The 25,214-nt window shown below is 44.2% G+C and carries 22 protein-coding genes; 7 read left to right on the forward strand and 15 right to left on the reverse strand.

The features are described 5' to 3' along the window. Positions 1–639: 639 nt before the first annotated feature. Both AACQ79_RS05485 and znuA read right to left on the reverse strand, forming a co-directional pair. Positions 640–4,002, reverse strand: a complete 3,363-nt coding sequence (locus tag AACQ79_RS05485) for an AraC family transcriptional regulator (protein WP_170898713.1) — start codon at positions 4,000–4,002, stop codon at positions 640–642. A 172-nt stretch (positions 4,003–4,174) separates the two neighbouring features. After that, on the reverse strand, positions 4,175–5,053 hold the full coding sequence (gene znuA, locus AACQ79_RS05490) for a zinc ABC transporter substrate-binding protein ZnuA (protein WP_017048516.1): 879 nt from the start codon (positions 5,051–5,053) through the stop codon (positions 4,175–4,177). An 84-nt stretch (positions 5,054–5,137) separates the two neighbouring features. Between znuA and znuC the strand changes: the two genes are divergently transcribed. Together znuC and znuB are read left to right on the forward strand one after the other, a co-directional pair. Continuing rightward, a complete protein-coding gene (gene znuC, locus AACQ79_RS05495; RefSeq protein ID WP_013856354.1) occupies positions 5,138–5,920 on the forward strand; it encodes a zinc ABC transporter ATP-binding protein ZnuC in 783 nt (260 codons plus the stop codon). After that, a complete protein-coding gene (gene znuB, locus AACQ79_RS05500; protein ID WP_026027242.1) occupies positions 5,913–6,692 on the forward strand; it encodes a zinc ABC transporter permease subunit ZnuB in 780 nt (259 codons plus the stop codon). Before znuC ends, znuB begins: the two co-directional genes overlap by 8 nt. A 77-nt stretch (positions 6,693–6,769) precedes the next feature. Here znuB and sucD read toward each other — a convergent pair whose 3' ends face one another. The 8 genes from sucD to sdhC form a co-directional block, all read right to left on the reverse strand. Then, positions 6,770–7,642 carry a succinate--CoA ligase subunit alpha gene (gene sucD / locus AACQ79_RS05505; protein ID WP_013856352.1) on the reverse strand — a complete coding sequence of 291 codons (873 nt, stop codon included), beginning with the start codon at positions 7,640–7,642 and terminating at the stop codon, positions 6,770–6,772. Next, complete coding sequence (gene sucC / locus AACQ79_RS05510) at positions 7,642–8,808, reverse strand: ADP-forming succinate--CoA ligase subunit beta (protein ID WP_013856351.1); 1,167 nt, start codon at positions 8,806–8,808, stop codon at positions 7,642–7,644. The genes sucD and sucC overlap by 1 nt, the downstream gene beginning before the upstream one ends. 201 nt (positions 8,809–9,009) lie before the next feature. Beyond that, complete coding sequence (gene odhB, locus AACQ79_RS05515) at positions 9,010–10,218, reverse strand: 2-oxoglutarate dehydrogenase complex dihydrolipoyllysine-residue succinyltransferase (RefSeq protein ID WP_017042519.1); 1,209 nt, start codon at positions 10,216–10,218, stop codon at positions 9,010–9,012. 30 nt (positions 10,219–10,248) lie between these two features. Further along, positions 10,249–13,059 (reverse strand): 2-oxoglutarate dehydrogenase E1 component, encoded by a 2,811-nt coding sequence (gene sucA / locus AACQ79_RS05520; protein WP_017045226.1) that lies wholly within the window; start codon positions 13,057–13,059, stop codon positions 10,249–10,251. Between the two features lie 89 nt (positions 13,060–13,148). Continuing rightward, positions 13,149–13,862 carry a succinate dehydrogenase iron-sulfur subunit gene (locus tag AACQ79_RS05525; protein ID WP_013856348.1) on the reverse strand — a complete coding sequence of 238 codons (714 nt, stop codon included), beginning with the start codon at positions 13,860–13,862 and terminating at the stop codon, positions 13,149–13,151. A gap of 15 nt (positions 13,863–13,877) precedes the next feature. Next, complete coding sequence (gene sdhA, locus AACQ79_RS05530; protein WP_013856347.1) at positions 13,878–15,644, reverse strand: succinate dehydrogenase flavoprotein subunit; 1,767 nt, start codon at positions 15,642–15,644, stop codon at positions 13,878–13,880. After that, positions 15,645–15,992: a succinate dehydrogenase, hydrophobic membrane anchor protein gene (gene sdhD / locus AACQ79_RS05535; RefSeq protein ID WP_010318675.1), complete on the reverse strand. Its 348-nt coding sequence runs from the start codon at positions 15,990–15,992 to the stop codon at positions 15,645–15,647. It lies immediately after the preceding gene. Beyond that, on the reverse strand, positions 15,986–16,378 hold the full coding sequence (gene sdhC, locus AACQ79_RS05540; protein ID WP_010318676.1) for a succinate dehydrogenase cytochrome b556 subunit: 393 nt from the start codon (positions 16,376–16,378) through the stop codon (positions 15,986–15,988). The genes sdhD and sdhC overlap by 7 nt, the downstream gene beginning before the upstream one ends. Before the next feature lie 396 nt (positions 16,379–16,774). Here sdhC and AACQ79_RS05545 point away from each other — a divergent pair, with 396 nt between their 5' ends. Then, complete coding sequence (locus tag AACQ79_RS05545; protein WP_017042719.1) at positions 16,775–18,064, forward strand: citrate synthase; 1,290 nt, start codon at positions 16,775–16,777, stop codon at positions 18,062–18,064. Between the two features lie 85 nt (positions 18,065–18,149). Here AACQ79_RS05545 and AACQ79_RS05550 read toward each other — a convergent pair whose 3' ends face one another. Continuing rightward, the gene (locus AACQ79_RS05550; protein ID WP_096036579.1) at positions 18,150–18,905 is read right to left on the reverse strand and encodes a Nif3-like dinuclear metal center hexameric protein; all 756 of its coding nucleotides are present in this window, start codon (positions 18,903–18,905) and stop codon (positions 18,150–18,152) included. A gap of 86 nt (positions 18,906–18,991) precedes the next feature. Here AACQ79_RS05550 and AACQ79_RS05555 point away from each other — a divergent pair, with 86 nt between their 5' ends. After that, positions 18,992–19,750 (forward strand): DUF1853 family protein, encoded by a 759-nt coding sequence (locus tag AACQ79_RS05555; protein ID WP_017048880.1) that lies wholly within the window; start codon positions 18,992–18,994, stop codon positions 19,748–19,750. A gap of 68 nt (positions 19,751–19,818) precedes the next feature. Here the strand turns inward: AACQ79_RS05555 and pgm are convergent, their stop codons facing one another. Together pgm and seqA are read right to left on the reverse strand one after the other, a co-directional pair. Further along, a complete protein-coding gene (gene pgm / locus AACQ79_RS05560; protein WP_026028060.1) occupies positions 19,819–21,465 on the reverse strand; it encodes a phosphoglucomutase (alpha-D-glucose-1,6-bisphosphate-dependent) in 1,647 nt (548 codons plus the stop codon). Between the two features lie 110 nt (positions 21,466–21,575). Beyond that, positions 21,576–22,121 carry a replication initiation negative regulator SeqA gene (gene seqA / locus AACQ79_RS05565; RefSeq protein ID WP_010318681.1) on the reverse strand — a complete coding sequence of 182 codons (546 nt, stop codon included), beginning with the start codon at positions 22,119–22,121 and terminating at the stop codon, positions 21,576–21,578. Positions 22,122–22,213: 92 nt separating this feature from the next. Here seqA and AACQ79_RS05570 point away from each other — a divergent pair, with 92 nt between their 5' ends. From AACQ79_RS05570 to fldA, 3 genes are all read left to right on the forward strand, one after another. Beyond that, the gene (locus tag AACQ79_RS05570) at positions 22,214–22,984 is read left to right on the forward strand and encodes an alpha/beta fold hydrolase (RefSeq protein WP_170898715.1); all 771 of its coding nucleotides are present in this window, start codon (positions 22,214–22,216) and stop codon (positions 22,982–22,984) included. A gap of 108 nt (positions 22,985–23,092) precedes the next feature. After that, positions 23,093–23,314, forward strand: a complete 222-nt coding sequence (locus AACQ79_RS05575; protein ID WP_010318683.1) for a DUF2788 domain-containing protein — start codon at positions 23,093–23,095, stop codon at positions 23,312–23,314. Between the two features lie 48 nt (positions 23,315–23,362). Next, positions 23,363–23,896: a flavodoxin FldA gene (fldA, locus tag AACQ79_RS05580; RefSeq protein ID WP_094500355.1), complete on the forward strand. Its 534-nt coding sequence runs from the start codon at positions 23,363–23,365 to the stop codon at positions 23,894–23,896. A 66-nt stretch (positions 23,897–23,962) separates the two neighbouring features. Here the strand turns inward: fldA and AACQ79_RS05585 are convergent, their stop codons facing one another. Then, complete coding sequence (locus AACQ79_RS05585; protein WP_170898717.1) at positions 23,963–24,664, reverse strand: LrgB family protein; 702 nt, start codon at positions 24,662–24,664, stop codon at positions 23,963–23,965. Further along, entirely contained in the window at positions 24,661–25,107 is a 447-nt protein-coding gene (locus tag AACQ79_RS05590; RefSeq protein ID WP_170898719.1) for a CidA/LrgA family protein, read from the reverse strand. Before AACQ79_RS05590 ends, AACQ79_RS05585 begins: the two co-directional genes overlap by 4 nt. Positions 25,108–25,214: the final 107 nt, after the last annotated feature.

Consider the following 25,214-nt stretch of genomic DNA (forward strand, 5'->3'; position numbering starts at 1 on the left):
TGAGCTCAACATAAAAAAATAAACAAAAACAGATAAAATAAAAATAAACCATTAAAATCAATAAGTTATGGTTAATTATGTATTTTGTCGTTTTTCTTATACTAGGTTGTCGTTAATTTTATAAATGAAATAAGTCCTTTGTCATATAGTAAATCCATCGAAAGGAATTACTCCTTAGATACAAATTCCAGAGGTGGTACGGGTGTTACTCGTATCACTCCGGCAGCAAGCGAAGGTGTCATTGACACCCGTGGTATAGTCCCCCCGGCTATACCACGATCTTTTTTTTCTACTCATCTCATCTTTACCGCAACACAATCACCGACCCAGCCTGTTTATTGAGTAAGTGCTATTCCCAAAATAAATTGATATTACGACTTTGAGTATTAATGAGTGTATCTACGCAAGCATAGACAAATATGCGTAGCTAACACAGCAGCCAATCTAATCAAGAAGGGAGATACCGCTTGATTGCAGGTCGGCGGAAAGTGAGTTCATATCCACACACCTGAATAAGCTTTATGATTAGGGTGACTGAATGTCGCTAACATCGCTGCAGCTTCAAGTCTTCAAGTCTTCAAGTCTTCAAGTCTTCAAGTCTTCAAGTGGGAAAGTTATCACTATTTATCAGGGGCGGTATTACTCGTTATCATCAACAAATTGGGTTGGCGATAAACCGAAGTGATGTTTAAATCTTTGGCTGAAATAAGACGGATCATTAAACCCACAATCAAAAGCGACTTGGGCGACTTTTCCTCCTGCGAGCAAATATTGGCACGCTTTCTCTAAGCGGATCTCATTTAGATACTCTTTGAATGTTTTATTGGTGATCGCTTTAAAACGACGCTGCAAACTACGCTCCGATACGAAGAGTGATTTGGCCGCACTAGAGGTACTAAATTCAGGATCTGAATAGTGATTGTGTACCAATTTTTCGACTTTTTTAAGCCACTCTTTTTCCGTTACATCAATAAACTTGTCCTCTGAATGCTCCTCTACGACGATCATTTCAGGTGCATCACTCACAAGCTCAACTGATGGCCAAGAAAGCTCAACTAAATTTCGTTCTGGCGATGAAAAAATATGTATTTCCCCACCACTGCGCTGTACTAACAGTTGCATTTCCTCTAGTTCAAAACCAGAGATACGCTTATCACTATTGATAGACTGCACCTGATCGCCACAGTCAATCATCACAATAAACAGTCTTTTCTCCCTTTCATAACAATGAATTTGTAGCTCTTGATTTCTGTAAAGACGTTTTACCGCATCAGACAGTAGCGTATTGAAAATGATGTCTAGGTTAAAATGGGCAGATTCAATATAAGCTTGTTTAAGCTCATTGTTCACCGCCAACGAAATATTCGCTTTCGCGAACTCTTCACGCCATCCGTCCACACAAGAGTTCAAGATGATCGATAGGTCGTAGAGCAACTGAGTCGCTGTTTTATCATTTCTTACATTACGAAGTAACGTCAGTTCACGTTTTACTTTTAAAGCTAAAGACTCAAGTCGCGCGAGTTGATGTAGTTGGGAGCGATAAATCAGCTGATTTAATGTAGGTGTAATAGAATCTAACATCTGTTCAACAACGATATGGCGAATTTGTAATTGCTTGCGCAACTGCTGGTTATTAGTCAAAACAATTTTGCTTTGATGCCGTAGTTGATCCGTTTTCAAGGCCACCTGAGCTTTTAACTTTCGGTTTACTTTGGTAACCCAACGAGAACGCCACCATGAAGCAAAAGCAATAAGGCCTATAGAAAGGCAAAGGTAAAGAACAATAGCCCATGAAGACCAATACCACGGGTTATCCACAATAAATGATAGACTGTTTATCATACTGTTTTGCGGATTTGGACTGTAATTTCTCACCAGCAAACGATAGTGTCCAGGTAACAGGTGATCAAGTGTCAACTGAGCGCTTTCTAATCTCTGCCACTCCTTATCCCCTGCAATACGATACTCCAATGATAAGGCTCTCGATTCTGGCAATGCACCAAATAAAAAGCTTATCGAACTTCCATATTCCAATTCTAGTGTCTGAAAACGACCACGACCGAACATGACAGGAATGTGATCGACATTCACTTGGCTAAAGATAATATTGGTATTAGGAGGGGTAGCAACCGTGAGTTCAGAGGACCATGCTGTCACTAAGCCGAAACGGGAACCTAGCAGCAACTGCTGTTGGTTATTGATAATACTTGATTCGCAAACTCCACTTTTAAATTCATTATTCATCAATCCGTGTGGATCACCAAAATGCTTTACCACCTCACCCATAGGATTGTAGAGCGAGATTCCTTGTGAGGAAGTCAGCCAAATACCGTTGCCCGTTTCAGTTAAACATTTGGGGCTAATATTCTCTTCAACCATATCAATAGATCGAATATCACTACGATCATGTGCCAAAACAAAGACGCCATAAGCACTAGCAAACCAAACATCACCCTTGCTACTCTCAAATATATCAATGCTTTGTCCATAATGACTAGTCGCTCGGAGAAAAACAATTTTGCCTTTGTCAAAAAGATAAACACCATGGTCAGTGCCGATAAATACCCCTCGCCGAGTTGACTTAAGTTTTATTATTTTTGCAGGCAAAAATGCATCAACAAACCATACCGAACCGAAATCGGTGAGCGAGTTATCGGCCAACCGATATGACCACAAATGGTTACCTGTTGCTCCCCATAATAGTCCTTCATGATCAAATTCAAGGTGTTTAGTATCATTCGAACGCAGCTTAAGAGGTAACATGCTCGTTTCTATCATCTTTTTTGTCTGCAAGTGATAAATAACAATGCCTGTATGTGTAGCTATCCATAGAGAATGATCATCTATTTGAGCGACATCATGCACTTCTCCTGGGAAAATAAGTTTAGGCTCTTGCCAATTTTCAGCATCGACTTGGTATAACCCTTGTCGAGTTAAAAACAAATACCCTTTATTATCTGACCTTGTCACAATTTTTGTTATGGGATTATTGTTGAGCTGTGCAATGGAATGGCGCTTAAATTTTTGTCCAAACAGAGAAAAGTAACGAATACCTTTATCCGTTGCGATCCAAATCCCACCCTGTAAGTCATTGACCAATGAATAAATTTTATTGCCTGGTAACCCATTATTGTCTTGGTCATTACTTTCTAACTTGACGGTTTTACCTGTCAAAAACGAATGAACAAATAATCCATCTTCAGTACCAATCCAATACTCTTGATCTGTCTCAGCAACAGATAATACATGGGAATCTCCAACCAACTTTTGTTGGCGCTTTGGGTCCTCGACATCAATAATCAGCCCACCATTGAGCGTTCCAATCACAAGTTCTCTACGTTTCTCGGAAAAATAGAGTTTCTCAATGAAGTTTTTACCAGAGCTGAGCACGTGAGAAAAACTCTCTCCATCTGACAGATAGACTCCAGCATTAGTGGCTAATACCCATTTAGAAAGCACAAACTTCGCATCATTAACGATCAATCGACTAGCTTGATTTAATTGATACATTTCTTTAAAAGAATAAGTAACTAACTTGTGGGTTTGCGCATGGTATGTATAAAAGTGCGTCTCATCGGCTAACCAGATGAAATTACCTGACGAACCTATTTTTTTTATGATGATTCCAGGCGTTAAGCTAAATACTAATTCGCGATCTTGTGCGGGATAAGTTCGATAAAGTTCATTATCAATGAACGTCCAAAAAGCGTTATTAAGATAGGTAATATTTTCGCTCTCTTGTGAAAGCACTGAGCCACGCCGGGGAAGGATGTTTTGCCCATCAAAGAAAACCACTTTGCCATGCACATCGTGTATCCAAATTCCCCCTTCTTCACCTAGAAACAAATTTTGTGCGGCAAAAATTTTCCCTTGAGCCTGAGCTGGCAATGGATAGAAGATGGAAGGTGCTTTGTCTAGAGCTTGTGTCCCCTGCGCTAATAAAAGCGTCAGAAAACCCAAGATCCAGAGCAAAGGTTTAAAATAGTCGTTCTTTCCTTTCAACAGACAGAGCCTCAATCAATAGCACGCCAAATTGCAAACTGTTTTTTCGTGGCGATAATTATCAAAACATTCTAACCAAAGATAAGGCTTTTTGAAGCTAAGAAAGCGACAATCTGTGAATCTTTATCCTAGATTTCAGTGCAGATCGTACAACATACAATACAGCGTACATCTATTGAGACAAACAAGTGTAAAAGTTGTTGCTCAGCTGATTTAACAGCTCAAAATAGCTGCCACTTTTCACTTTGATATCTGCGCCTAATGGATCAAGTACTCCCGTTTTAACCTTAGTGCCACGAGTCACAGTATCAATTACTGCAGGAGTAAACTGAGGTTCTGAAAAGACACACTTTGCTTCATTATTAATAATGGAATTTTTAATGGTGATGAGCGTTTTAGCCCCCGGTTTTCTATCAGGACTAACGGTAAAATGGCCGAGGTTATTCAAATGATATTGCTGTTCAAAATAACCGTATGCATCATGAAAAACATAATATCCTTTATCACTAATTTTGCTCATCTTCTGCATGATTGCTTGATGAGTCGAGTCTAATTGAGCCAAAAAGCGGACTAAGTTTACTTTATACTGCTCGGCATTAGCGCTATCACTTTTCACTAAACTTGCGGTAATCGCCGCTGCCACTTGCTTGGCTTGATCGGTTCCAAGCCAAAAATGTGGGTCATACATACCATGGTGATGCCCATCATGATCGTGTTGTTCGCCACTGAGCTCTCTCAGTGTCAGGCCATCAATTTGGCTGATGGTCAAAACGTTGTGGTGACTCGCTAATGTCTTACTTAAGAATGGCTCAAGGTCTTTTCCATACCAAATCACTAAATCCGCCGCTCTGATTTTTTTAACATCAGAAGGGCGCAACGCATAGTCATGCGGTGAGGTATTTGCCCCCAGTAGTACTTCTGGTTCATTCACATCGAGAGTCAATTCATATGTAATCATCTGAATCGGCTTAATGCTGGTCAAAATGACCGTAGACCACGCCAAAGGCGATAATGTTATTAAGCAAAGAAGGAGCATAATCTGACGCAACATGATGGTTTTTCCATTCGGTATATAGCGTTAAAGGGAACGAAATGTTACATTATAACACTTCCGAATTGCAAATAAGTTCCATTCATGTCCAACTTAATTCAGCTGCAAGGCATTTGTGTCGAATTCAACAACCGCCGTGTTTTGGACAATGTCAGTATCAACCTAGAAAAAGGGAAGATTACCACACTGATAGGTCCTAATGGTGCGGGCAAGTCGACGCTCGTTAAAGTATTGCTCGGGCTACAGCCCGTCCATAGCGGAACGATGACGCGCGTAAAAAACCTTAAAATTGGTTATGTTCCTCAAAAGTTAAAACTTAATGACGCGTTACCACTCCCCGTTAAACGATTTTTAAGTTTAGCCGGACGTTTTAGTCAGCAAGAGTTGCTAGACGCACTCCGGCTAGTCGGGGCCGAGCATCTTCTTGATTATGATATGCATAAGCTGTCCGGTGGTGAAACACAACGGATTCTTATCGCCCGTGCATTGCTACAGCGCCCAGATATTCTAATTCTTGATGAACCAGCCCAAGGTGTTGACGTGCAAGGGCAAATTGATCTGTATGATCTTATCGATGCCATACGACATCGTTTCGGCTGTGGTGTCTTCATGGTCTCTCACGATTTGCATCTGGTGATGGCAAAAACGGATGATGTTATCTGTCTTCATCACCATGTTTGCTGTTTCGGTTCACCTGCAACGATTACTCAACACCCAAGCTATATCGCATTATTTGGTACGCGCAATCGCGAAGCCTTAGCTTTTTACCATCACAAACATCAGCATCATCACGACTTAGCAGGCCAACCTGTGAAAGGAGATGCAACTTGCTGTTCAAATCATTCACACGGTCACCATCATGATTGAATTTCTTCTTCCATCAATATTAGCAGGCCTTGGTATTGCCGTTATCGCAGGTCCCCTTGGGTCATTCGTGGTTTGGCGAAAAATGGCTTATTTTGGCGATACCCTCGCACACGCCTCGCTGATGGGATTGGCACTAGGTTTTTTGCTTGATATCAACCTTTATCTTGCGTTGCTCGTTTGCTGTCTTGGGCTTGCAATCATTTTGGTTACTATGCAGAAACAGCAGCTTGTGGCGACAGACACTTTGCTCGGCATTCTCGCTCACAGCTCGTTATCCATTGGTCTCATTGCAGTAAGCTTCCTTGATAACGTTCGCATCGATTTAATGAGCTATCTCTTTGGCGATTTATTGGCAGTGAACTTTACCGATTTAGCCTTCATTTGGGGGGGAGCGATTGCAGTAAGTGCACTGCTATTTCTTTTTTGGCGGCCATTACTTTCAACTACAGTGAACGAAGAACTTGCGTTTGTTGAGGGCATAAACGTTGATTTAATGCGTTTGCTGCTAATGCTATTGATTGGGGTGGTGATTGCACTAGGGATGAAATTTGTTGGTGCTCTGATTATGACATCGCTGCTGATTATTCCCGCGGCGACCGCTAGGCGACTCACAAAAACCCCAGAGCAAATGGCAATATTAGCTTCTTTGGTTGGCGCTTTAGCTGTGCTGGGCGGGCTAATCCTCTCGTGGCATTTTGACACACCTGCAGGCCCTTCGGTTGTCGTGACGGCTACAACGATGTTTATGTGCAGTCAACTTGTAAAACGCTAGTATCAAAACCTATTGAATCTAAAGTAAAAACCCCGAAACAAGGTTCGGGGTTTGTCTTCAAACTGAGGAAGGCGTGATTACCAACCCGTCACTTCACGCAATGCTTTTCCGATATCAGCAAGGCTTTTGACAGTTTTCACACCCGCGGCTTCAAGCGCTGCAAATTTCTCATCAGCTGTCCCTTTACCACCAGAAATGATAGCACCAGCATGGCCCATCCGTTTACCCGGAGGCGCTGTCACACCAGCAATATAAGACACAACCGGTTTCGTGACATTCTCTTTAATGAATGCCGCGGCTTCTTCTTCGGCTGTACCACCGATCTCGCCAATCATCACAATCGCTTCAGTTTCAGGATCATCTTGGAATAGTTTCAAGATATCAATGAAGTTAGAGCCCGGGATTGGGTCACCGCCGATACCAACACACGTTGACTGACCAAAGCCTTCATCTGTTGTTTGCTTAACGGCTTCATAAGTTAGCGTTCCTGAACGAGAAACAATACCCACTTTTCCTTTCTTATGAATGTGGCCTGGCATGATGCCGATCTTACACGCATCCGGTGTAATCACACCCGGACAGTTCGGGCCAATCATACGCACACCAGTCTCTTCGAGCTTCACTTTTACGTCAATCATATCGGTAGTCGGTATACCTTCAGTGATCGTCACAATAAGTTCAATACCAGCGTCAATTGCTTCTAAAATAGCGTCTTTACAAAATGGTGCAGGTACATAAATAACGGTTGCCGTTGCACCCGTTGCTTTCACTGCGTCACGCACCGTATTAAATACAGGCAGACCAAGGTGAGTTTGACCACCTTTACCCGGAGAAACCCCACCGACCATTTGTGTACCGTAGGCAATCGCCTGTTCGGAGTGGAAAGTTCCCTGACCACCAGTGAAACCTTGGCAGATTACTTTGGTGTCTTTATTAATAAGTACCGACATTATTTACCCTCCGCCGCAGCAACAACTTTCTGAGCTGCGTCCGTTAACGACTCAGCTGCAATGATATCAAGACCAGAATTTGCGAGTACTCCGCGTCCTAATTCCGCGTTTGTACCTTCCAAACGCACGACTACGGGAACCGTTACACCAACTTCTTTCACCGCACCGATAATGCCTTCTGCAATCATATCGCAACGTACGATACCGCCGAAAATATTCACCAATACGGCTTTCACGTTGTCATCAGACAAAATGATTTTGAACGCTTCAGCAACACGCTCTTTGGTTGCACCACCACCAACATCAAGGAAGTTTGCAGGTTTGCCGCCATGAAGGTTAACAATATCCATGGTGCCCATTGCAAGGCCAGCACCGTTCACCATGCAGCCAACATTGCCATCAAGAGCAACATAGTTCAGTTCCCACTGAGCAGCATGAGCTTCGCGCTCATCTTCTTGTGAGAGATCGTGCATTTCGCGAAGTTTAGGTTGACGATAAAGTGCGTTTGAGTCGATGTTGATCTTGCCATCAAGGCACAACAAGTTCCCTTCAGCGGTGACAACTAATGGGTTGATTTCTAGCAGTGCAAGATCATACTGGGTAAACATAGCGCCAAGACCTAGAAAGATCTTCACAAATTGCTTAATTTGGTCGCCTTCCAAGCCAAGTTTGAAAGCAAGTTCGCGGCCTTGGTAGGCTTGCGGACCAACCAAAGGATCAATCGCGGCTTTATGAATCAGCTCCGGAGTCTCCTCCGCTACTTTTTCAATTTCCACGCCGCCTTCTGTTGAGGCCATGAACACGACACGACGAGTCGCACGGTCAACAACAGCGCCTAAGTAAAGCTCATTCGCGATATTAGAGGCTTCTTCAACCAAAATTTTTGATACTGGCTGGCCATTTGCGTCCGTTTGATAAGTAACCAGATGTTTACCTAGCCATTTTTGAGCAAACTCTTTGACACCATCTTTAGTGTCGTGCAACTCAACGCCACCCGCTTTACCGCGACCACCTGCATGCACTTGACACTTAACAACTTTCTTCGCTGTACTAATCCGACCCGCCGCTTCAAAAGCTTCTTGTGGAGTATCACAGGCATAACCTTCCGGTACAGGCAAACCGAATTCTGCAAACAGCTGTTTGGCTTGATATTCATGCAAATTCATTATGTTCTTCCGTTTGTTTATCCCTTAGGGGATTTATTATTTCCATAAAGCGGCAGCTATGCTGCGCCATATATCTGTAGGGTGCTTCTCAAATTAAGCGGCTGCAATTTATCCAAGAGGATAGCTTGTAGCCTTTTGCTTAAATGAAGGCTAGACGTGAGCCTGCCTAGCCTTAAATTCACTGAACAACGTTCAGTGAGGTTACACGTCCAGTAGCAGACGTGCTGGATCTTCAAGTAGCTCTTTTACTGTCACAAGGAAACCAACTGACTCACGGCCATCCACCAAACGGTGGTCGTAAGAAAGTGCTAGGTACATCATTGGTAAAATTTCTACTTTGCCATCCACAGCCATTGGGCGGTCTTGGATTTTGTGCATGCCCAATATGGCCGCTTGCGGCGGATTGATGATCGGTGTTGACATTAACGATCCAAACACACCGCCATTCGTAATTGTGAAATTACCGCCAGTCAGTTCTTCAACCGTCAATTTGCCATCTCTTCCTTTGAGTGCAAGCTCTTTGATGCCCTTCTCAATTTCGGCAAGGCTTAGCGTATCGCAATCTTTAAGAACCGGAGTCACTAAGCCACGAGGCGTTGAAACTGCCATGCTAATATCAAAATAGCTGTGATACACAATATCTTGGCCATCAATAGATGCATTCACTTCTGGGTAACGCTTTAACGCTTCTGTTACCGCTTTCACGTAGAAAGACATAAAGCCTAAACGAATACCGTGTTTCTCTTCAAACAGACCTTGATATTGCTTACGCAGATCCATGATAGGCTTCATGTTAACTTCATTAAACGTCGTCAACATCGCCGTGCTATTTTTTGCCTCAAGCAGGCGCTCCGCAACACGTTTACGCAAACGCGTCATCGGTACACGTTTTTCACTGCGCGCCATCGCAACGACAGGCTCAGGTTGACTTGGAGCAACTGCTGACGCTGATTTTGCGGCTGCTAGATGAGCATCAATATCTTCACGCGTGATACGTCCACCCACACCAGAGCCTTTCACTTGGCTTGCTTCCAAACCATGCTCGGCGAGTAAACGGCGTACTGCAGGGCTAAGCGCATCATTCGTTTCGTCTGTCAGTGTGGCTTTGTGGCGTTTATCAGGAGACGGCTCTGTATCGTTGGTGGTATCTTTCGTCGGTTCACCTGCAACGGCACCGGGTTTTAATTTCGCCAATAACTGTTTCGAAAGCACCGTCGCACCTTCTTGCTCGATAATGGCTTCGAGAACACCCGCCTCAGGCGCTGGCACTTCAAGAATTACTTTATCAGTTTCAATCTCAACGAGTACTTCATCACGAGCGACGGCTTCACCTGGCTTTTTATGCCATGTCGCGACTGTTGCATCAGCCACTGATTCAGGTAGATCTGGAACCAGAATTTCAATTGTCATAATCTGTGTCTTCCTTTTACTTCTAGTTCGTTAAGCTAGGGTCAGAGCGTCTTCAATCAACGCTTTTTGTTGTTTCAAGTGTACCGACATATAACCAACGGCTGGTGATGCTGATGCAGGGCGACCTGCGTATTTCAGATCAGCACCGGCTGGAATGGCAGAACGGAAGTTATGTTGGCTACTGTACCAAGCACCTTGGTTTTGAGGCTCTTCTTGGCACCATACATAGTCAACAACATTAGTGTATTGAGCGATAGCCGCTTCCACTTCTTCTTTCGGGAATGGATATAGCTGTTCAATACGGACGATAGCAACATCACCTTGTTCGTTATTGCGGCGCTGTTCAAGCAGGTCGTAGTAAACCTTACCAGAGCAGAACACAACACGTTTGACATTCGCTGGGTTGAGATCGTCAACTTCGCCGATAGCCGGCAAAAACGATCCGTCAGCCAAGTCTTCCAGTGTTGATATACATAGTGGGTGACGCAGCAACGATTTTGGTGACATAACGATCAATGGTCGACGCATTGGACGAACAACCTGACGACGCAGCATGTGGTATACCTGCGCTGGCGTAGAGGGAACCACCACTTGCATGTTTTGTTCGGCGCACAGTTGCAAATAACGCTCTAGGCGTGCTGATGAGTGCTCCGGGCCTTGCCCTTCATAACCATGAGGTAGCAGCATGGTTAAACCACACAAACGCGCCCATTTTTGTTCACCGGAAGAGATGAACTGGTCAATCACGACTTGAGCTCCATTGGCGAAATCACCAAACTGAGCTTCCCAAATCGTCAAACCACTCGGCTCCGCTGTCGCGTAGCCATATTCAAAAGCTAGTACTGCTTCTTCCGACAAAACCGAATCCAATACTTCAAAAGGACCCTGTTTATCATGGATATTCGCTAATGGAATATAGGTACTTGCGTCACTTTGGTTATGCAATACCGAGTGACGGTGGAAGAAGGTTCCACGCCCAGAGTCTTGCCCCGAAATGCGGATTCGCTTTCCATCATCAACTAAGGTTGCATAAGCCAGCGTTTCAGCCATACCCCAATCGAGAAGCTTCTCTCCATTAACCATCGCTTGTCGGTCGGTATAGATTTTATCCACACGACTTTGCAGTTTATGGCTTTCTGGATACTGACAAATTCGGTTACCCAGCTCTTTTAAACGCTCAAGGTCAACTTTATTATTCCATGGCATATCCCATTCATGGCCAATATACGGTGACCAATCAACAGAATGCAGTGCCATTGGACGCCACTCTTTCACCACGACTTCACCATGATCCAGAGCATCACGATATTCGTTGACTAACTGTGTGGCAATCTCGATATCAAACTCACCACGCTCTATCAAAACATCGGCATAAAGCTTACGCGGTGTAGGATGCTTTTTGATCTTTTGATACATCAGCGGTTGAGTTGCGTTTGGCTCGTCGGCTTCGTTATGGCCGTGACGGCGATAACAAACCAGATCAATGACGACATCACGCTTAAATTCATTACGATAATCGAGTGCAATGCGGGTGACGAAAGCAACTGCTTCTGGATCATCAGAATTGACGTGAAAAATGGGTGCCTGAACCATCTTAGCGATGTCAGTACAATACATAGTCGAGCGTGTATCACGAGGGTTTGACGTGGTAAAACCAACTTGGTTGTTAATAACAATACGTACCGTCCCTCCCACGCAATAACCACGCGCTTGAGACATGTTAAATGTCTCGGCAACGACACCTTGGCCAGCGATAGCAGAGTCACCATGAATCGAAATAGGTAGCACTGTCGAACCGTCTTCATCTCCCAATCGATCTTGTCGAGCACGAACTGAACCAATCACGACTGGGTTAACAATTTCAAGATGCGAAGGGTTAAATGCTAAGGCTAGATGCACATCACCGCCGGGTGTCGCAAAGTCAGCAGAGAAACCTTGGTGATATTTAACATCACCCGTTCCCCAGCTTTCACCATGCTTACCCGCAAACTCGTCGAACAGATCTTGAGGTTTTTTACCTAAGACGTTGACGAGCATGTTAAGACGACCACGGTGCGCCATACCAATCACAACTTCACGCATACCTGTGCTACCAGCATGACGGATCAACTCTTTCATCATTGGGATGAGTGCGTCGCCACCTTCTAAAGAAAAGCGTTTCGCACCAGGGAATTTCGCGCCTAAATAACGCTCAAGGCCTTCTGCGGCTGTCAATTCTTCGAGGAAAATTCGTTTTTCTTCTTTGCTGAAAGAAGGTTGTCCAACGACTGATTCAAGACGTTGTTGTATCCAACGCTTTTGTTCAGTGTCGATAATGTGCATGTATTCTGCACCGATGGAACCGCAATAGGTTTTGTTGAGGGCTTGATAAATGTCTTTCAATTTCATTGTCTCTTGCCCGATAGCAAAAGAGCCGACATTGAAAGTTTCTTCGAAGTCACCTTCGTTAAGATTGTGGAACGCTGGGTCTAATTCTGCCACTAATGGGCGTTGCCATAAACCTAGGGGGTCGAGTTGAGCCGCTTCATGACCGCGAAAACGGTAAGCATTAATCAGCTGCAAGACTCTTACTTGCTTAGCATCGACATCTGGATCACTAACTTGGACATTGTAATGCTTTGTTTCTTTCGCGAGTCGTCGGAAGTAGTCACGGACACGTGAATGTGGCTGTTCAACCACATTGTCAGCTTGCGCAGGCAAGCCATCAAAAACACGTTTCCACTCCTCACTTACCAGATCAGGATCACTTAGATACAGTTCGTAGAGGTCCTCTACGTAAGTTGCATTGGCGCCAGCCAAGTGTGAAGACTCGAGCCATGCCTTCATCACGCCGTTGTGCATATTTTCCCTTAACCAGTAGTTTTCACGTTTGCTTCGGTCTATGCCGAGCTATAAAAGGCAGGTCCGAAGACCTGCAATTTTTATTCATTTTAAACCGAACGGTTCACAAGCATTGATTTGATATGTCCAATGGCTTTCGTCGGATTTAATCCCTTAGGACAAACACTTACACAATTCATGATGCCATGGCAACGAAAAACGCTAAAAGCATCATCAAGATTAGATAAACGTTCATCTGTTGCGGTATCTCGGCTGTCAATTAGCCAACGATAAGCCGCCAACAAACCTGCTGGGCCGATAAACTTATCCGGGTTCCACCAGAAAGAAGGGCATGAAGTTGTGCAGCAAGCGCACATAATGCACTCATATAAACCGTCTAAATGCGCTCGCTCTTCTGGTGATTGCAAGTTCTCACGAGCCGGAGGCAAGTTTCCGTCAGTCACAAGGTAAGGTTTAACCTTCTCGTAATTTTCATAAAACTGGGCCATATCGACAATTAAATCACGGACGACTGGTAGCCCCGGCAGAGGTCGAATAACAATCGTGCCTTTGGCCAAAAGCGCGGATAATGGAGTGATACACGCTAATCCATTTTTACCGTTCATGTTCAAACCGTCAGATCCACACACTCCTTCACGGCACGAGCGACGAAAAGCAATGGTAGGATCTTGCTCTTTCAGCAAAATGAGTGCATCCAACAACATCATGTCAGAGCCCTCTTCGACTTCAAGCAGATAATCCTTCATGTAAGGCTTTTGATCGACATCCGGATTATAGCGATACAAAGAGAATTTCAATTTCATAATAGTGCCTTCTCCTTAGTATGTGCGCGCTTTAGGCGGAAACGCTTCACGATAAATTGGTTCCATATTTACGCTACGCTTCGACATGCTTTCAGTCTCAGGGTTGTAAATTGAATGGCATAACCAATTAGCATCATCGCGTTCAGGATAGTCAAAGCGAGCGTGGGCTCCACGGCTTTCGGTACGATAATTTGCAGCAACCGCGGTAGCAAATGCTGTTTCCATCAAGTTTTCCAGCTCTAAACACTCGATCCGTTGAGTGTTAAACTCGGTTGACTTGTCTGAAAGATGTGCGTTCTTCAAACGTTCACGAATCACTTTAAGCTCTTCAAGACCTTTAGCCATCGCTTCACCTTCACGGAACACCGAGAAGTTATTTTGCATACAACGTTGCAGATCTTTACGAATTTGCGCGGGATCTTCACCACCTGTACTGTTTTCCCAGCGGTTGTAACGTTCTAGCGATTTTTCAATGTCCGCTTCTGTGGCAGGTTTTGCGTCCGCTTGCTTTTTCAACGTTTCGCCCAAATGCAAGCCTGTTGCTCGGCCAAAGACCACTAAATCCAGTAGAGAGTTACCACCCAAACGGTTCGCGCCATGCACCGATACTGATGCAATTTCACCACACGCAAACAAACCTTGAACTTCCACATCAGCACCTTTAGCATCTTGCTTAATCGCCTGACCTGAAACTTGAGTCGGTACTCCTCCCATCATGTAGTGGCAGGTTGGGATCACTGGAATCGGTTCTTTAACTGGATCGACGTGAGCAAACGTACGTGACAACTCACATACGCCCGGCAGACGAGATTCCAGAGTTTCTTTGCCAAGGTGATCCAGTTTAAGCTTGATGTGTGGACCCCATGGACCATCGCAACCACGACCTTCACGGATCTCAATCATCATTGAGCGGGCTACTACATCGCGACCAGCCAAATCCTTCGCGTTTGGTGCATAACGTTCCATGAAACGTTCGCCATCTTTATTTAAAAGATAACCACCTTCACCACGACACCCTTCCGTCACAAGAACGCCAGCACCAGCAATCCCTGTTGGGTGGAATTGCCACATTTCGATATCTTGCATCGGGACGCCAGCGCGGATAGCCATGCCCACGCCATCACCCGTATTGATGTGCGCGTTGGTGGTTGAAGCATAGATACGGCCAGCTCCGCCAGTCGCTAATACTGTGGCTTTAGATTTGAAATAACAAACTTCGCCTGTTTCCATACACAAGGCGGTACAGCCAAGTACTGCACCCTCTTCATTTTTCACTAAATCAAGTGCGTACCACTCAGAGAAAATAGTGGTCTTATATTTAATGTTTTGTTGATACAAGGTATGAAGTAGTGCGTGACCAGTACGGTCAGCGGCAGCAGCGGTTCGAGCCGCTTGTTCACCGCCAAAGTTTTTGGATTGCCCACCAAATGGGCGCTGATAAATGGTGCCATTGTCAAAACGAGAAAAAGGCAAACCCATTTTCTCTAGTTCAATCACCGACTCTGGACCATTCTTACACATGTACTCGATAGCATCTTGGTCACCGATATAGTCGGAGCCCTTCACCGTGTCATACATATGTTGTTCCCAGTGGTCCTCATGCGCGTTGCCTAACGCAACGGTAATACCACCTTGAGCCGAAACCGTGTGAGAACGTGTTGGAAAAACTTTAGAAAGCAGAGCACAGGATAAACCTTGCTCTGAAATTTGCAGTGCTGCACGCATGCCAGCACCACCAGCGCCGATCACTACGGCATCAAATTCACGAACTGGAATAGTCACTTACGCACCCCACAATACAAATAAGCCAGAGAAGAAGTATCCAAAGAGCACTGCGATAACGACCAATTGCAGGCCACCACGCAATTTAGAACACTTAATGTAATCCGTTAATACTTGCCATAAACCGATCCAACCATGGATAAGGACAGAGACTAACGCCAGCATTGTGAAGACTTTGGTAAAGGTTCCACCAAAAAACTGTGTCCATGAAACATAGGAGATATCACCAGAGAAAGCACAGAAGCTGACTAGGTAGATAGTATAAAGAGTCATAATGATCGCAGAAGCACGGATCAGCAGATAATCATGCACTCCGTTACGACCAAAAGAAGAAACATGTTTTACCATACCAATACTCCCGCTAAAACTGAAAGCACTGCTGTTGCGATGAAGGCGACTTTGGCACTCATAGCCCCTGACTCCAACTCTTCAAAGTGGCCCAGGTCCATCAGCAAATGGCGTATACCACCTGCAATGTGGTAAGACAGCGCTGTTAAAATTCCCCATAAAATAAATTTTGCGAAAAATCCATTAACAATGTTGCTGGCTTCCATAAAACCTACCGGAGAACTTAACGAGAGGGAGAGTAACCACAGCAAAATTCCGACCGCAACGAACATCATCACCCCAGACACTCGGTGTAGGATGGATGCAATCGCACTGATCGGAAAGTGAATGGTCTGTAAATCTAAATTAACAGGTCTTGACTTTCTTTCTTTCACGGGCTTGCTCACTCAGCTCCATTGAGCATTTATAGTTATAAATGAATTTTGGTTGTAAAACCCACAAAAGTTAACATTATTTTAACATAAAGAGCCCGATATCGCGCAGTTAAATGTAATAATTCCGTTAACAACAAAGACAGAATGCAATACTGAAATACAGTTTCTAGCCTTTTATTTATAAGGTGTTCACCAAAATTTTCAGTGCCACTATACGGCTCGCAACATTCTAATACAATTGATGTAACAATTTTTGCTACACAGAACAGATTTTTAACTTTATATGTATAAAAAATCAAAACAAGTGCACACATCAGACGAGAAAAATTGACTTTAATTAAGAACACACGTAAAAAAATGTCACACAAACATCCTGGACGGATTAAATAATAAACAAAGGAGATTGTTATGGCAGATAAGAAAGCGACCCTTCATATTGAAGGTAAAGCGCCAATCGAGCTGCCGATTATGGATGGGACTGTAGGCCCACAAGTAATCGACGTTCGTAAACTAGGAGCCAACGGATACTTCACTTTTGACCCTGGTTTTCTTGCCACTGCATCTTGTGAATCTCAAATCACTTATATCGATGGCGAAAAAGGGGTGTTACTGCACCGCGGCTTCCCTATTGATCAATTAGCCAATAACGCTGATTACTTGGAAGTTTGTTATATTCTTCTTTACGGTGAAGCCCCTAATCGTAAGCAATATGAAGAGTTTAAACATACGGTGACGCGTCACACTATGGTTCATGAGCAAATCGCAAGTTTCTTCCACGGTTTCCGCCGTGACGCTCACCCAATGGCTGTAATGTGTGGTGTGGTTGGAGCGCTTGCTGCGTTCTACCATGATTCACTTGATATTAATAATGATATACACCGAGAAATAGCGGCTTACCGCCTACTCTCAAAAATGCCAACATTGGCGGCGATGTGCTACAAGTATTCTGTCGGCCAACCATTTATCTACCCGCGTAATGACTTAAGCTATGCCGAGAACTTCCTACACATGATGTTTGCAACGCCGTGTGAAGAGTATGAAGTGAATCCTGTGGTTGCACGCGCGATGGATAAAATTTTCACACTGCATGCCGATCATGAACAAAACGCGTCAACCTCAACGGTTCGCCTTGCCGGTTCTTCTGGTGCTAACCCGTTTGCCTGTATTGCGGCTGGCATTGCCTCGTTGTGGGGGCCTGCTCATGGGGGTGCTAACGAAGCCTGTCTGCGTATGCTAGAAGAGATAGGCAACGTTGATAACATTCCTGAGTATGTCGTCAGAGCAAAAGATAAGGATGATCCATTCCGCTTGATGGGTTTTGGTCACCGAGTTTATAAAAACTACGACCCAAGAGCGACGGTAATGCGTGAGGCTTGCCATGAAGTGCTCAAAGAGCTAAATATTCAAGACCCACTGTTAGATGTGGCGATGGAACTTGAGCGCATCGCGCTTTCTGACGAATACTTTGTTGAGAAAAAACTCTACCCTAACGTTGATTTCTACTCAGGCATTATTCTGAAGGCTATCGGTATTCCAATCTCTATGTTTACCGTTATCTTCGCAATGTCTCGCACTATCGGTTGGATTGCCCACTGGAATGAAATGCACAGTGATCCAGATAATAAAATTGGCCGTCCTCGCCAACTTTACACTGGTCAAAAAATGCGCAACTTTAAACCGTTACACGAACGCGAATAGCAAACCCAGTCATAATACCTAATAGAAAAGAGCGAGTTCCCACTCGCTCTTTTTTCATTTGATACATTGATCAGAAACAAACCCGCTACACAGGGTTATTGATATCGATAAACTCAACCTCAAAGCCATATTCGCTCGCTAACCATTCTCCCAGAGCCTTAACGCCATAACGTTCTGTGGCATGGTGCCCTGCAGAAAAATAATGAATATTTTGCTCTCTTGCTGAGTAGGTAGTCCGCTCTGATATTTCACCAGAGATGAACGCATCTAATCCATGCTGCGCCGCTAGATCGACGTAATCTTGCCCACCACCAGTACACCAACCCACCGTTTTGATGATTCTGTTTGAGCTCGGAGCTACGTGCAGTGGCTGTCGTTGCAAAGCTTGCTCGATTCGTTGACTGAGCTCATCGGCTGTCAACGCTTGTTCAAAATGGCCGAACATGGCGACCGACTGAGGATGCCCTTCTAATCCGCCATCAACATGAATCCCCAACAAATCAGCTAGCAATTTGTTATTGCCTAATTCTGGATGGATGTCTAACGGCAAGTGATATGCGTATAAATTTATATCATTTCGTATCAAAGCTCGGATCCGGTGGCCTTTCATTCCACGGATGGACTCAGGCTCACTTTTCCAAAAATAACCATGATGCACTAATAAAGCGTCAGCATTTCGTTCAATTGCTTGTTCAATCAGCGCTTGCGAGGCCGTCACACCCGTCACAATCTTTTTGATTTCAGTGCGACCTTCAACTTGCAATCCATTAGGGCAATAGTCTTTAATCAATTGAGGATTAAGCTTTTGATTGAGCAGAGCTTCAAGTTTTAAATTATCCATCTTTCATTCCAAAATTGAGTTTTATCATTAGCGTGGTTATAACAATTTCAAGCTAGAATGTCGAAAAATAAGGACGAGAACAATTAATGACAATGGACCTCAACACACTGGCACACTGGGTGTCGACAACCCCTACTCTTTTTCAAGGAGAGGGTGTAGTCGCGGCGCGTACTCCTTTTTTACCCAATGTTCCGATATTGAAAGAAGAATACAGAGGGAACCCTAGATTAGGCTTTCTCTACCAGCATTTATGTTCTTTATTGTTTACGCTAAACCCCACTTATTCCGCCGTTTCTGAAGAAATTCAATTGAACGAAGCAGGAAGTACACTAGGTTCGCTAGATTTTGTCATCAAAAATAAACGCAGTCAGCGTTATGAGCATTGGGAAGTCGCAGTGAAGTTTTACCTGCTACATCAAGGGCTGTGGTATGGTCCCAATGCTCAAGATCGATTAGATCTCAAACTTGAACATATGCTGAACCACCAATTGACCCTTTCCCAATCAGCCCAATTTAGTGCGGCTTACCCACTTTGGCGTGACGTTAGCCGTCATTTACTGATGCAAGGGCGCTTATATGTAAACCCTTTTCACGATGAGCCTGTTCCTAGTGAATGCCTAGGTTATAAACTCAATCCGTCACAAATTGCTGGTTTTTGGTGTTATCAAAGCCAGTCACATCAAATAGATGAAGCGTTATTCTTACTGGAAAAGCCTCAATGGATTAGCGGGAAAGGTAAAAACTGCACGCGTTACACAGCAAATGAAGAGCATGGTTTTGTGCATTGCCAAAGTGACAGCGGAAAGTTCTGGTTCATCGTTCCCGACAGTTGGCCTCAGCTTTAACCAAGATAATAGACGACTAAATATAAAATAGGCGGCCTCTGGCCGCCTATTTTAATTGATAAGTTTGCTTACAAACCAGCGTCGGCAAAGACTTGATTAACAATCTGTTGCGCTTCCGCTTCGATTTGCTTGAGGTGCTCATCGCCCTTAAAACTTTCACAATAGATCTTATAAATATCTTCTGTGCCTGATGGACGAGCAGCAAACCAGCCATAATCAGTGGTCACTTTTAATCCACCGATGGCTGCGCCATTGCCGGGAGCGTGCGTCAAGCGGGCTGTGATCTCATCTCCCGCTAATGTTTGCGCAGAGACCATCTCTGGTGATAATTTGCTCAGCACTGCTTTTTGTGGGCCATTTGCGACAGCTTGAATACGACTATATTTAGACTCTCCATGTTTGGCAGCCAGATCTTCATAATATTGCTGCGGATTTTTACCTGTGACAGCAGTGATTTCCGCCGCCAGTAAGCAAAGAATAATACCGTCTTTATCCGTTGACCAAGGCGTTCCGTCTTTACGCAGGAATGACGCACCTGCGCTCTCTTCACCACCAAAACCGAAGTGACCACTGTATAAGCCATCAACAAACCACTTAAAGCCGACAGGTACTTCACACAGCTCACGGCCAAGATCGGCGACCACACGGTCAATCAATGCACTTGATACTAACGTTTTACCAACAGCCACTTCTTTACGCCATTGTTTGCGGTGACGATACAGATAATCGATGCATACGGCTAAGAAATGGTTTGGGTTCATCAAACCTTTCGGAGTGACAATGCCGTGGCGGTCGTAGTCAGGGTCATTACCAAACGCGAGATCATACTGATCTTTTAACGCTAATAACCCCGCCATTGCATAAGGAGAAGAACAGTCCATACGCACTACACCATCTTTATCGAGTGACATAAATTGGAATGTCGGATCCACCGCTTCGCTCACCAGTGTTAAATCAAGCTGATACGCTTTGCCAATTTGGCGCCAATAGTCAATACCACTGCCACCGAGCGGATCAACACCCAGTTTTAGATTGGCTTTTTGGATGGCCTCCATATCAATCACATTCACTAAGTCATCAATATAAGGTTTCACAAGATCAACTTGTTTAAACAGTGGCGATTGCTTTGCCGACATAATAGGCAGACGCTTCACCCCTTGCATGCCTTCTGCAATGATCTCATTGGCCCGGTTCTCAATCGCTTGGGTGATTTCCCCTTCAGCAGGGCCGCCATGGGTAGGATTGTATTTAATACCGCCATCTTGTGGTGGATTATGAGAAGGCGTGATCACAATGCCATCAGCTTTTTGCGCGTGCTTCAAGTTATGAGTCAAGATTGCGTGTGAAATACCCGGCGTTGGCGTATAGCCATTATCCTGTTGAACGATCACTTCAATTTCATTAGCGATCAGTACTTCAAGTACACTAGAAAAAGCAGGCTCAGAGAGTGCGTGCGTGTCTTTTCCGACAAAAATCGGCCCAGTGGTTCCTTGCTGAGCGCGCACTTCTGCTACAGCTTGAGCAATAGCAAGAATGTGGTTTTCGTTAAATGTCGATTTATCCGCGCAACCACGATGCCCCGAAGTACCAAATTGCACTTTATGGTCTGGGTTAGCCGCATCAGGTTGAAGTAAAAAGTAGTTTGCAACGAGCGCAGGGATATTATGTAAGTCTTCCTGCCGTGCTTTTTGTCCGGCGCGTGGGTGCATAGCCATTTTTGACATCCTTTCTTAAAATAACAACGAAATAAAAAGCCTCATGATACGGACTTAGTGGTCCGCAGTATGAGGCTTGAATCAGATTTTTATCTATGAATGGGCACAAATCAGATTGAGTGCGTCACTTTCTCAATAATGTCACTCGGGAAATTCATCAATACCATCAGCTGCTCGATCATCTGTTGTTTGCGGCTAGTATTGTTATTGGTAATGACCCAAAATGGTGTGTTTGGAATCGCTCTTGGCTTGGTTGTCTGCCCACTAGCAAGCAAGGTTTGCTCGTTGTCAGCAAAATACACACGCTTACGTCCTTTCACTAAGGTCGCTTCAGCAAAACTTACTGGATCGATACGGTATAAGGTTGAAAGCACCAACATAAAACGATCAATTGCTTTTTTCAAAGCCGCAAATTCATCAGAAATGAGCAAAGAACGCATCTCTTTTACGCTATCAATCTGTATCTCTTGTACGGCATCTTTACTCACAACAATACCCTTGGGCTCGGTACTTACTTGCGTCACGACCGCTGCTGCAGACACTTTACCGTCAACATTGAGCAAACGGCGTAAAATATCCGACGCGCTTTCTCCAATATGTTGGGTTTGGCTGGCAATATAACGGTATAGATCCTCATCAACCTCAATTGTTTTCATTCGCTTTTCACAATCTCAATGTTTAAACTCTGAGGGATTATAGCGAGATCTTCACTGATACTCTACGTTAAACCAATCACTAATAAGATAAAATGTCAGCACTTCTTAATTACAAACTCGAAGGTGAAGGTCACACCGTTGTTTTGATCCATGGTTTATTCGGCAATTTAGACAACCTAGGTTTACTTGCAAGAAACCTAAAAGCCGATCACCAAGTATTGAGTATTGACTTGCGCAATCACGGTCAATCATTTCACAGTGAGGTACATGATTACGCGAGCATGGCATTCGATGTTGCTAGTTTACTCGAAGAGTTAGCTTGTGATTCAGTCACGCTGATTGGCCATTCAATGGGCGGTAAAGTTGCTATGAAGCTGGCTGACATCGCCTCATCCAAAGTCGCCAAACTGGTGGTTTTAGATATGGCACCCGTCAGCTATCAGCATCGGAAACATGATAACGTACTGGCGGGGCTCAACGCGGTTATTGCGCAGCAGCCTACCTCGCGAGCAGAGGTCATGGCCATTTTAGCGCAACATATTGAGCTAGAAGGCGTACGACAATTTCTCAGTAAATCGTTATTTAAACGAGAAGATGGTGTAATGAGCTGGCGTTTTAATGTTCCCGCCATTGAAAAAAATTACTGGAATATTTTAGGCTGGGAACCAATCCCTTGCAGCTCTGTTCCAACCTTATTGGTTAAAGGCAGCGACTCTGATTATCTGCTAGCGGAACACCAAGAAATGATCCAGCAGCAGTTTAGCCAAGCGAAAGCGCACGTCATCGCCAACACAGGGCACTGGCTACACGCAGAAAAGCCCGTTGAAGTTTTACGAGCGATCAGAAAGTTCATTGGCAGCTAGCCGCTTTACTGTGAAACAACAAGTGTGAAATAGGTACCAATGCGCGCATTAACTTTGACGAATAACAGTGTTATAGTGCGCTCAAGCAAATTGGCATAAAGGATACCCATGCTGTACGACTACATGAACATGCTTGAGTCGATTGGACTCGATCTTCTTTTTGCGTCTATATTTTTCCTTATCGGTATGGCAATAAAAGATGTCCTTAAGCAAGGTAATGTACCGCCATTTGGGCGCCGTATTGTATGGCTAGTTCTGTTTTTAGGTTGTGCTGGCTTTATCCTTAAAGGACTTATCCAACTCAGTTGGGAAGGCACCGGACTGGGATAAAGAACACGCTCATCCGCCAGAAAATGACAAATTAAAGGTAATGATTCTATGGCAAGTGTAGGCCTCTTCTTTGGTAGCGATACCGGTAATACTGAAGCCGTTGCGAAAATGATTCAAAAGCAACTGGGTAAGCAGCTCGTTCACGTTCAAGATATTGCGAAAAGCAGCAAAGAAGACATTGATAATTTTGACTTATTGTTACTGGGTATCCCTACTTGGTACTACGGCGAAGCACAATGTGATTGGGATGATTTTTTCCCAGAATTAGAAGCGATCGACTTCTCGACGAAATTAGTTGCTATTTTCGGTTGCGGCGATCAAGAAGACTACGCTGAATACTTCTGTGACGCGATGGGTACAGTGCGTGACATTATCGAAAGCAAAGGTGCAACGATTATTGGCCACTGGCCAACTGAAGGTTATGAATTCGAAGCCTCTAAAGCCTTGGTTGCAGGTGACAATAGCCACTTTATTGGTTTATGCATCGATGAAGATCGTCAACCAGAGCTGACTGAACAGCGCGTCAGCGCATGGGTTAAGCAGATTTATGAAGAGATGTGTTTAGCTGAACTTGAAGGCTAATCTCTTAAACATAAAAAATCCCCTTGCGAGGGGATTTTTTATTGGTCCATGTTCAAGCACTTTGCTTTACCAAAGTAGATGACCGATAAATGGAGCAAGCAACACAGTGACCATGCCCGCAATCATCATCACCACACTCGACACTACCCCTTCAGCATTGCCAATTTGATACGCTTTTGCTGTTCCTGCACCATGCGCGGAAGCGCCAAGACTGGCTCCTTTACCAAGCCCAGAGCGAATGGATAATAACGCTAACACCACTTCACCTACCGCCATGCCTATCACCCCAGTAAGTACCACAAATAGAGCAGTCAGATCACTTTGCCCACCAATTGACTTCGTCGCTTCAACAGCAAAAGGGGTGGTAATCGAGCGCATCGCTAAACTGCGCTGAAGCATATCGGGTAATTCAAACCAACGAGCCAATAAAACCGTGCTTCCCACAGCCACCACAACCGATACGATCACTCCCACGGATAGAGAGAGCCAGTGGCGCTTGATCAACAATCGGTTGTCATAGACCGGAATAGCAAAAGCCACTGTAGCCGGACCAAGTAGCCACAATAACCAATGAGATTCTGCCATATAGGTCTGGTAAGGGATGTGAAAGATCATCACAACAGCCACTAACAATATAGGGGCCAATAGCAGCGGCATGAAGAAAATAGAACGTTTACGTTGATAAAGGCACTTGCTGCCATAGTAAAAAGCCAAGGTTAACAGCAAGCAAAATATACCAAGCAGCGTTGAGGTAAGTAGTGAGCTCATGATGAACGCTCCACTTTGGTTAGGCGTATTGCCCGGTTGCTTTTTCTACGCGCTAATATCAGCTCTAAACGATACATTTTATCAACGGTCCAAGCAGTAATAGCAATGACCATGATGGTACTGATGACAAGTACCGCCATAATTCGTAACCCTTGCTGTTGCATTAACTCTTGATAGTTAACGACCGCAATGACCGCTGGTACAAAGAACAACAGCATTTCCGCCAATAACCAAGTTGCTCCCTTACGCAACCAATCAACTTTTATAACTCGCATAATCACTAAAGTTAATAGCAATAGCATGCCCGTTAAATTTGCTGGTAAAGGAATATGAAAAGTGCTGACTAGAAAATCCGCCAAAAACCAAATCATTGATAGCGCAACAACTTGTACCACTGTTTGCAGATTGTTTTTTACCCTTTGGCTATTTCTTATTCTTTGCATGATGAGACTAATGCCGTTTTGTGAAATTAGTCACATTATATTAAGCTATGAAACCATCGTAAAATGACTTTTTATTATCATTTTCATGCCAAAATAGAATGATAAAA

Origin of the sequence: Vibrio sp. 3-2(1) (assembly GCF_963887575.1) — a bacterium.
Taxonomy (GTDB): domain Bacteria; phylum Pseudomonadota; class Gammaproteobacteria; order Enterobacterales; family Vibrionaceae; genus Vibrio; species Vibrio anguillarum.

Excerpts from the sequence above, each read along its gene's own strand:
- znuA (WP_017048516.1), bottom strand. The coding sequence starts at position 5,053 with ATGTTGCGTCAGATTATGCTCCTTCTTTGCTTAATAACATTATCGCCT.
- znuC (WP_013856354.1), top strand. The coding sequence starts at position 5,138 with ATGTCCAACTTAATTCAGCTGCAAGGCATTTGTGTCGAATTCAACAAC.
- znuB (WP_026027242.1), top strand. The coding sequence starts at position 5,913 with ATGATTGAATTTCTTCTTCCATCAATATTAGCAGGCCTTGGTATTGCC.
- sucD (WP_013856352.1), bottom strand. The coding sequence starts at position 7,642 with ATGTCGGTACTTATTAATAAAGACACCAAAGTAATCTGCCAAGGTTTC.
- sucC (WP_013856351.1), bottom strand. The coding sequence starts at position 8,808 with ATGAATTTGCATGAATATCAAGCCAAACAGCTGTTTGCAGAATTCGGT.
- odhB (WP_017042519.1), bottom strand. The coding sequence starts at position 10,218 with ATGACAATTGAAATTCTGGTTCCAGATCTACCTGAATCAGTGGCTGAT.
- sucA (WP_017045226.1), bottom strand. The coding sequence starts at position 13,059 with ATGCACAACGGCGTGATGAAGGCATGGCTCGAGTCTTCACACTTGGCT.
- AACQ79_RS05525 (WP_013856348.1), bottom strand. The coding sequence starts at position 13,862 with ATGAAATTGAAATTCTCTTTGTATCGCTATAATCCGGATGTCGATCAA.
- sdhD (WP_010318675.1), bottom strand. The coding sequence starts at position 15,992 with ATGGTAAAACATGTTTCTTCTTTTGGTCGTAACGGAGTGCATGATTAT.
- AACQ79_RS05545 (WP_017042719.1), top strand. The coding sequence starts at position 16,775 with ATGGCAGATAAGAAAGCGACCCTTCATATTGAAGGTAAAGCGCCAATC.
- AACQ79_RS05550 (WP_096036579.1), bottom strand. The coding sequence starts at position 18,905 with ATGGATAATTTAAAACTTGAAGCTCTGCTCAATCAAAAGCTTAATCCT.
- AACQ79_RS05555 (WP_017048880.1), top strand. The coding sequence starts at position 18,992 with ATGACAATGGACCTCAACACACTGGCACACTGGGTGTCGACAACCCCT.
- pgm (WP_026028060.1), bottom strand. The coding sequence starts at position 21,465 with ATGGCTATGCACCCACGCGCCGGACAAAAAGCACGGCAGGAAGACTTA.
- seqA (WP_010318681.1), bottom strand. The coding sequence starts at position 22,121 with ATGAAAACAATTGAGGTTGATGAGGATCTATACCGTTATATTGCCAGC.
- AACQ79_RS05570 (WP_170898715.1), top strand. The coding sequence starts at position 22,214 with ATGTCAGCACTTCTTAATTACAAACTCGAAGGTGAAGGTCACACCGTT.
- AACQ79_RS05575 (WP_010318683.1), top strand. The coding sequence starts at position 23,093 with ATGCTGTACGACTACATGAACATGCTTGAGTCGATTGGACTCGATCTT.
- fldA (WP_094500355.1), top strand. The coding sequence starts at position 23,363 with ATGGCAAGTGTAGGCCTCTTCTTTGGTAGCGATACCGGTAATACTGAA.
- AACQ79_RS05585 (WP_170898717.1), bottom strand. The coding sequence starts at position 24,664 with ATGAGCTCACTACTTACCTCAACGCTGCTTGGTATATTTTGCTTGCTG.
- AACQ79_RS05590 (WP_170898719.1), bottom strand. The coding sequence starts at position 25,107 with ATGCAAAGAATAAGAAATAGCCAAAGGGTAAAAAACAATCTGCAAACA.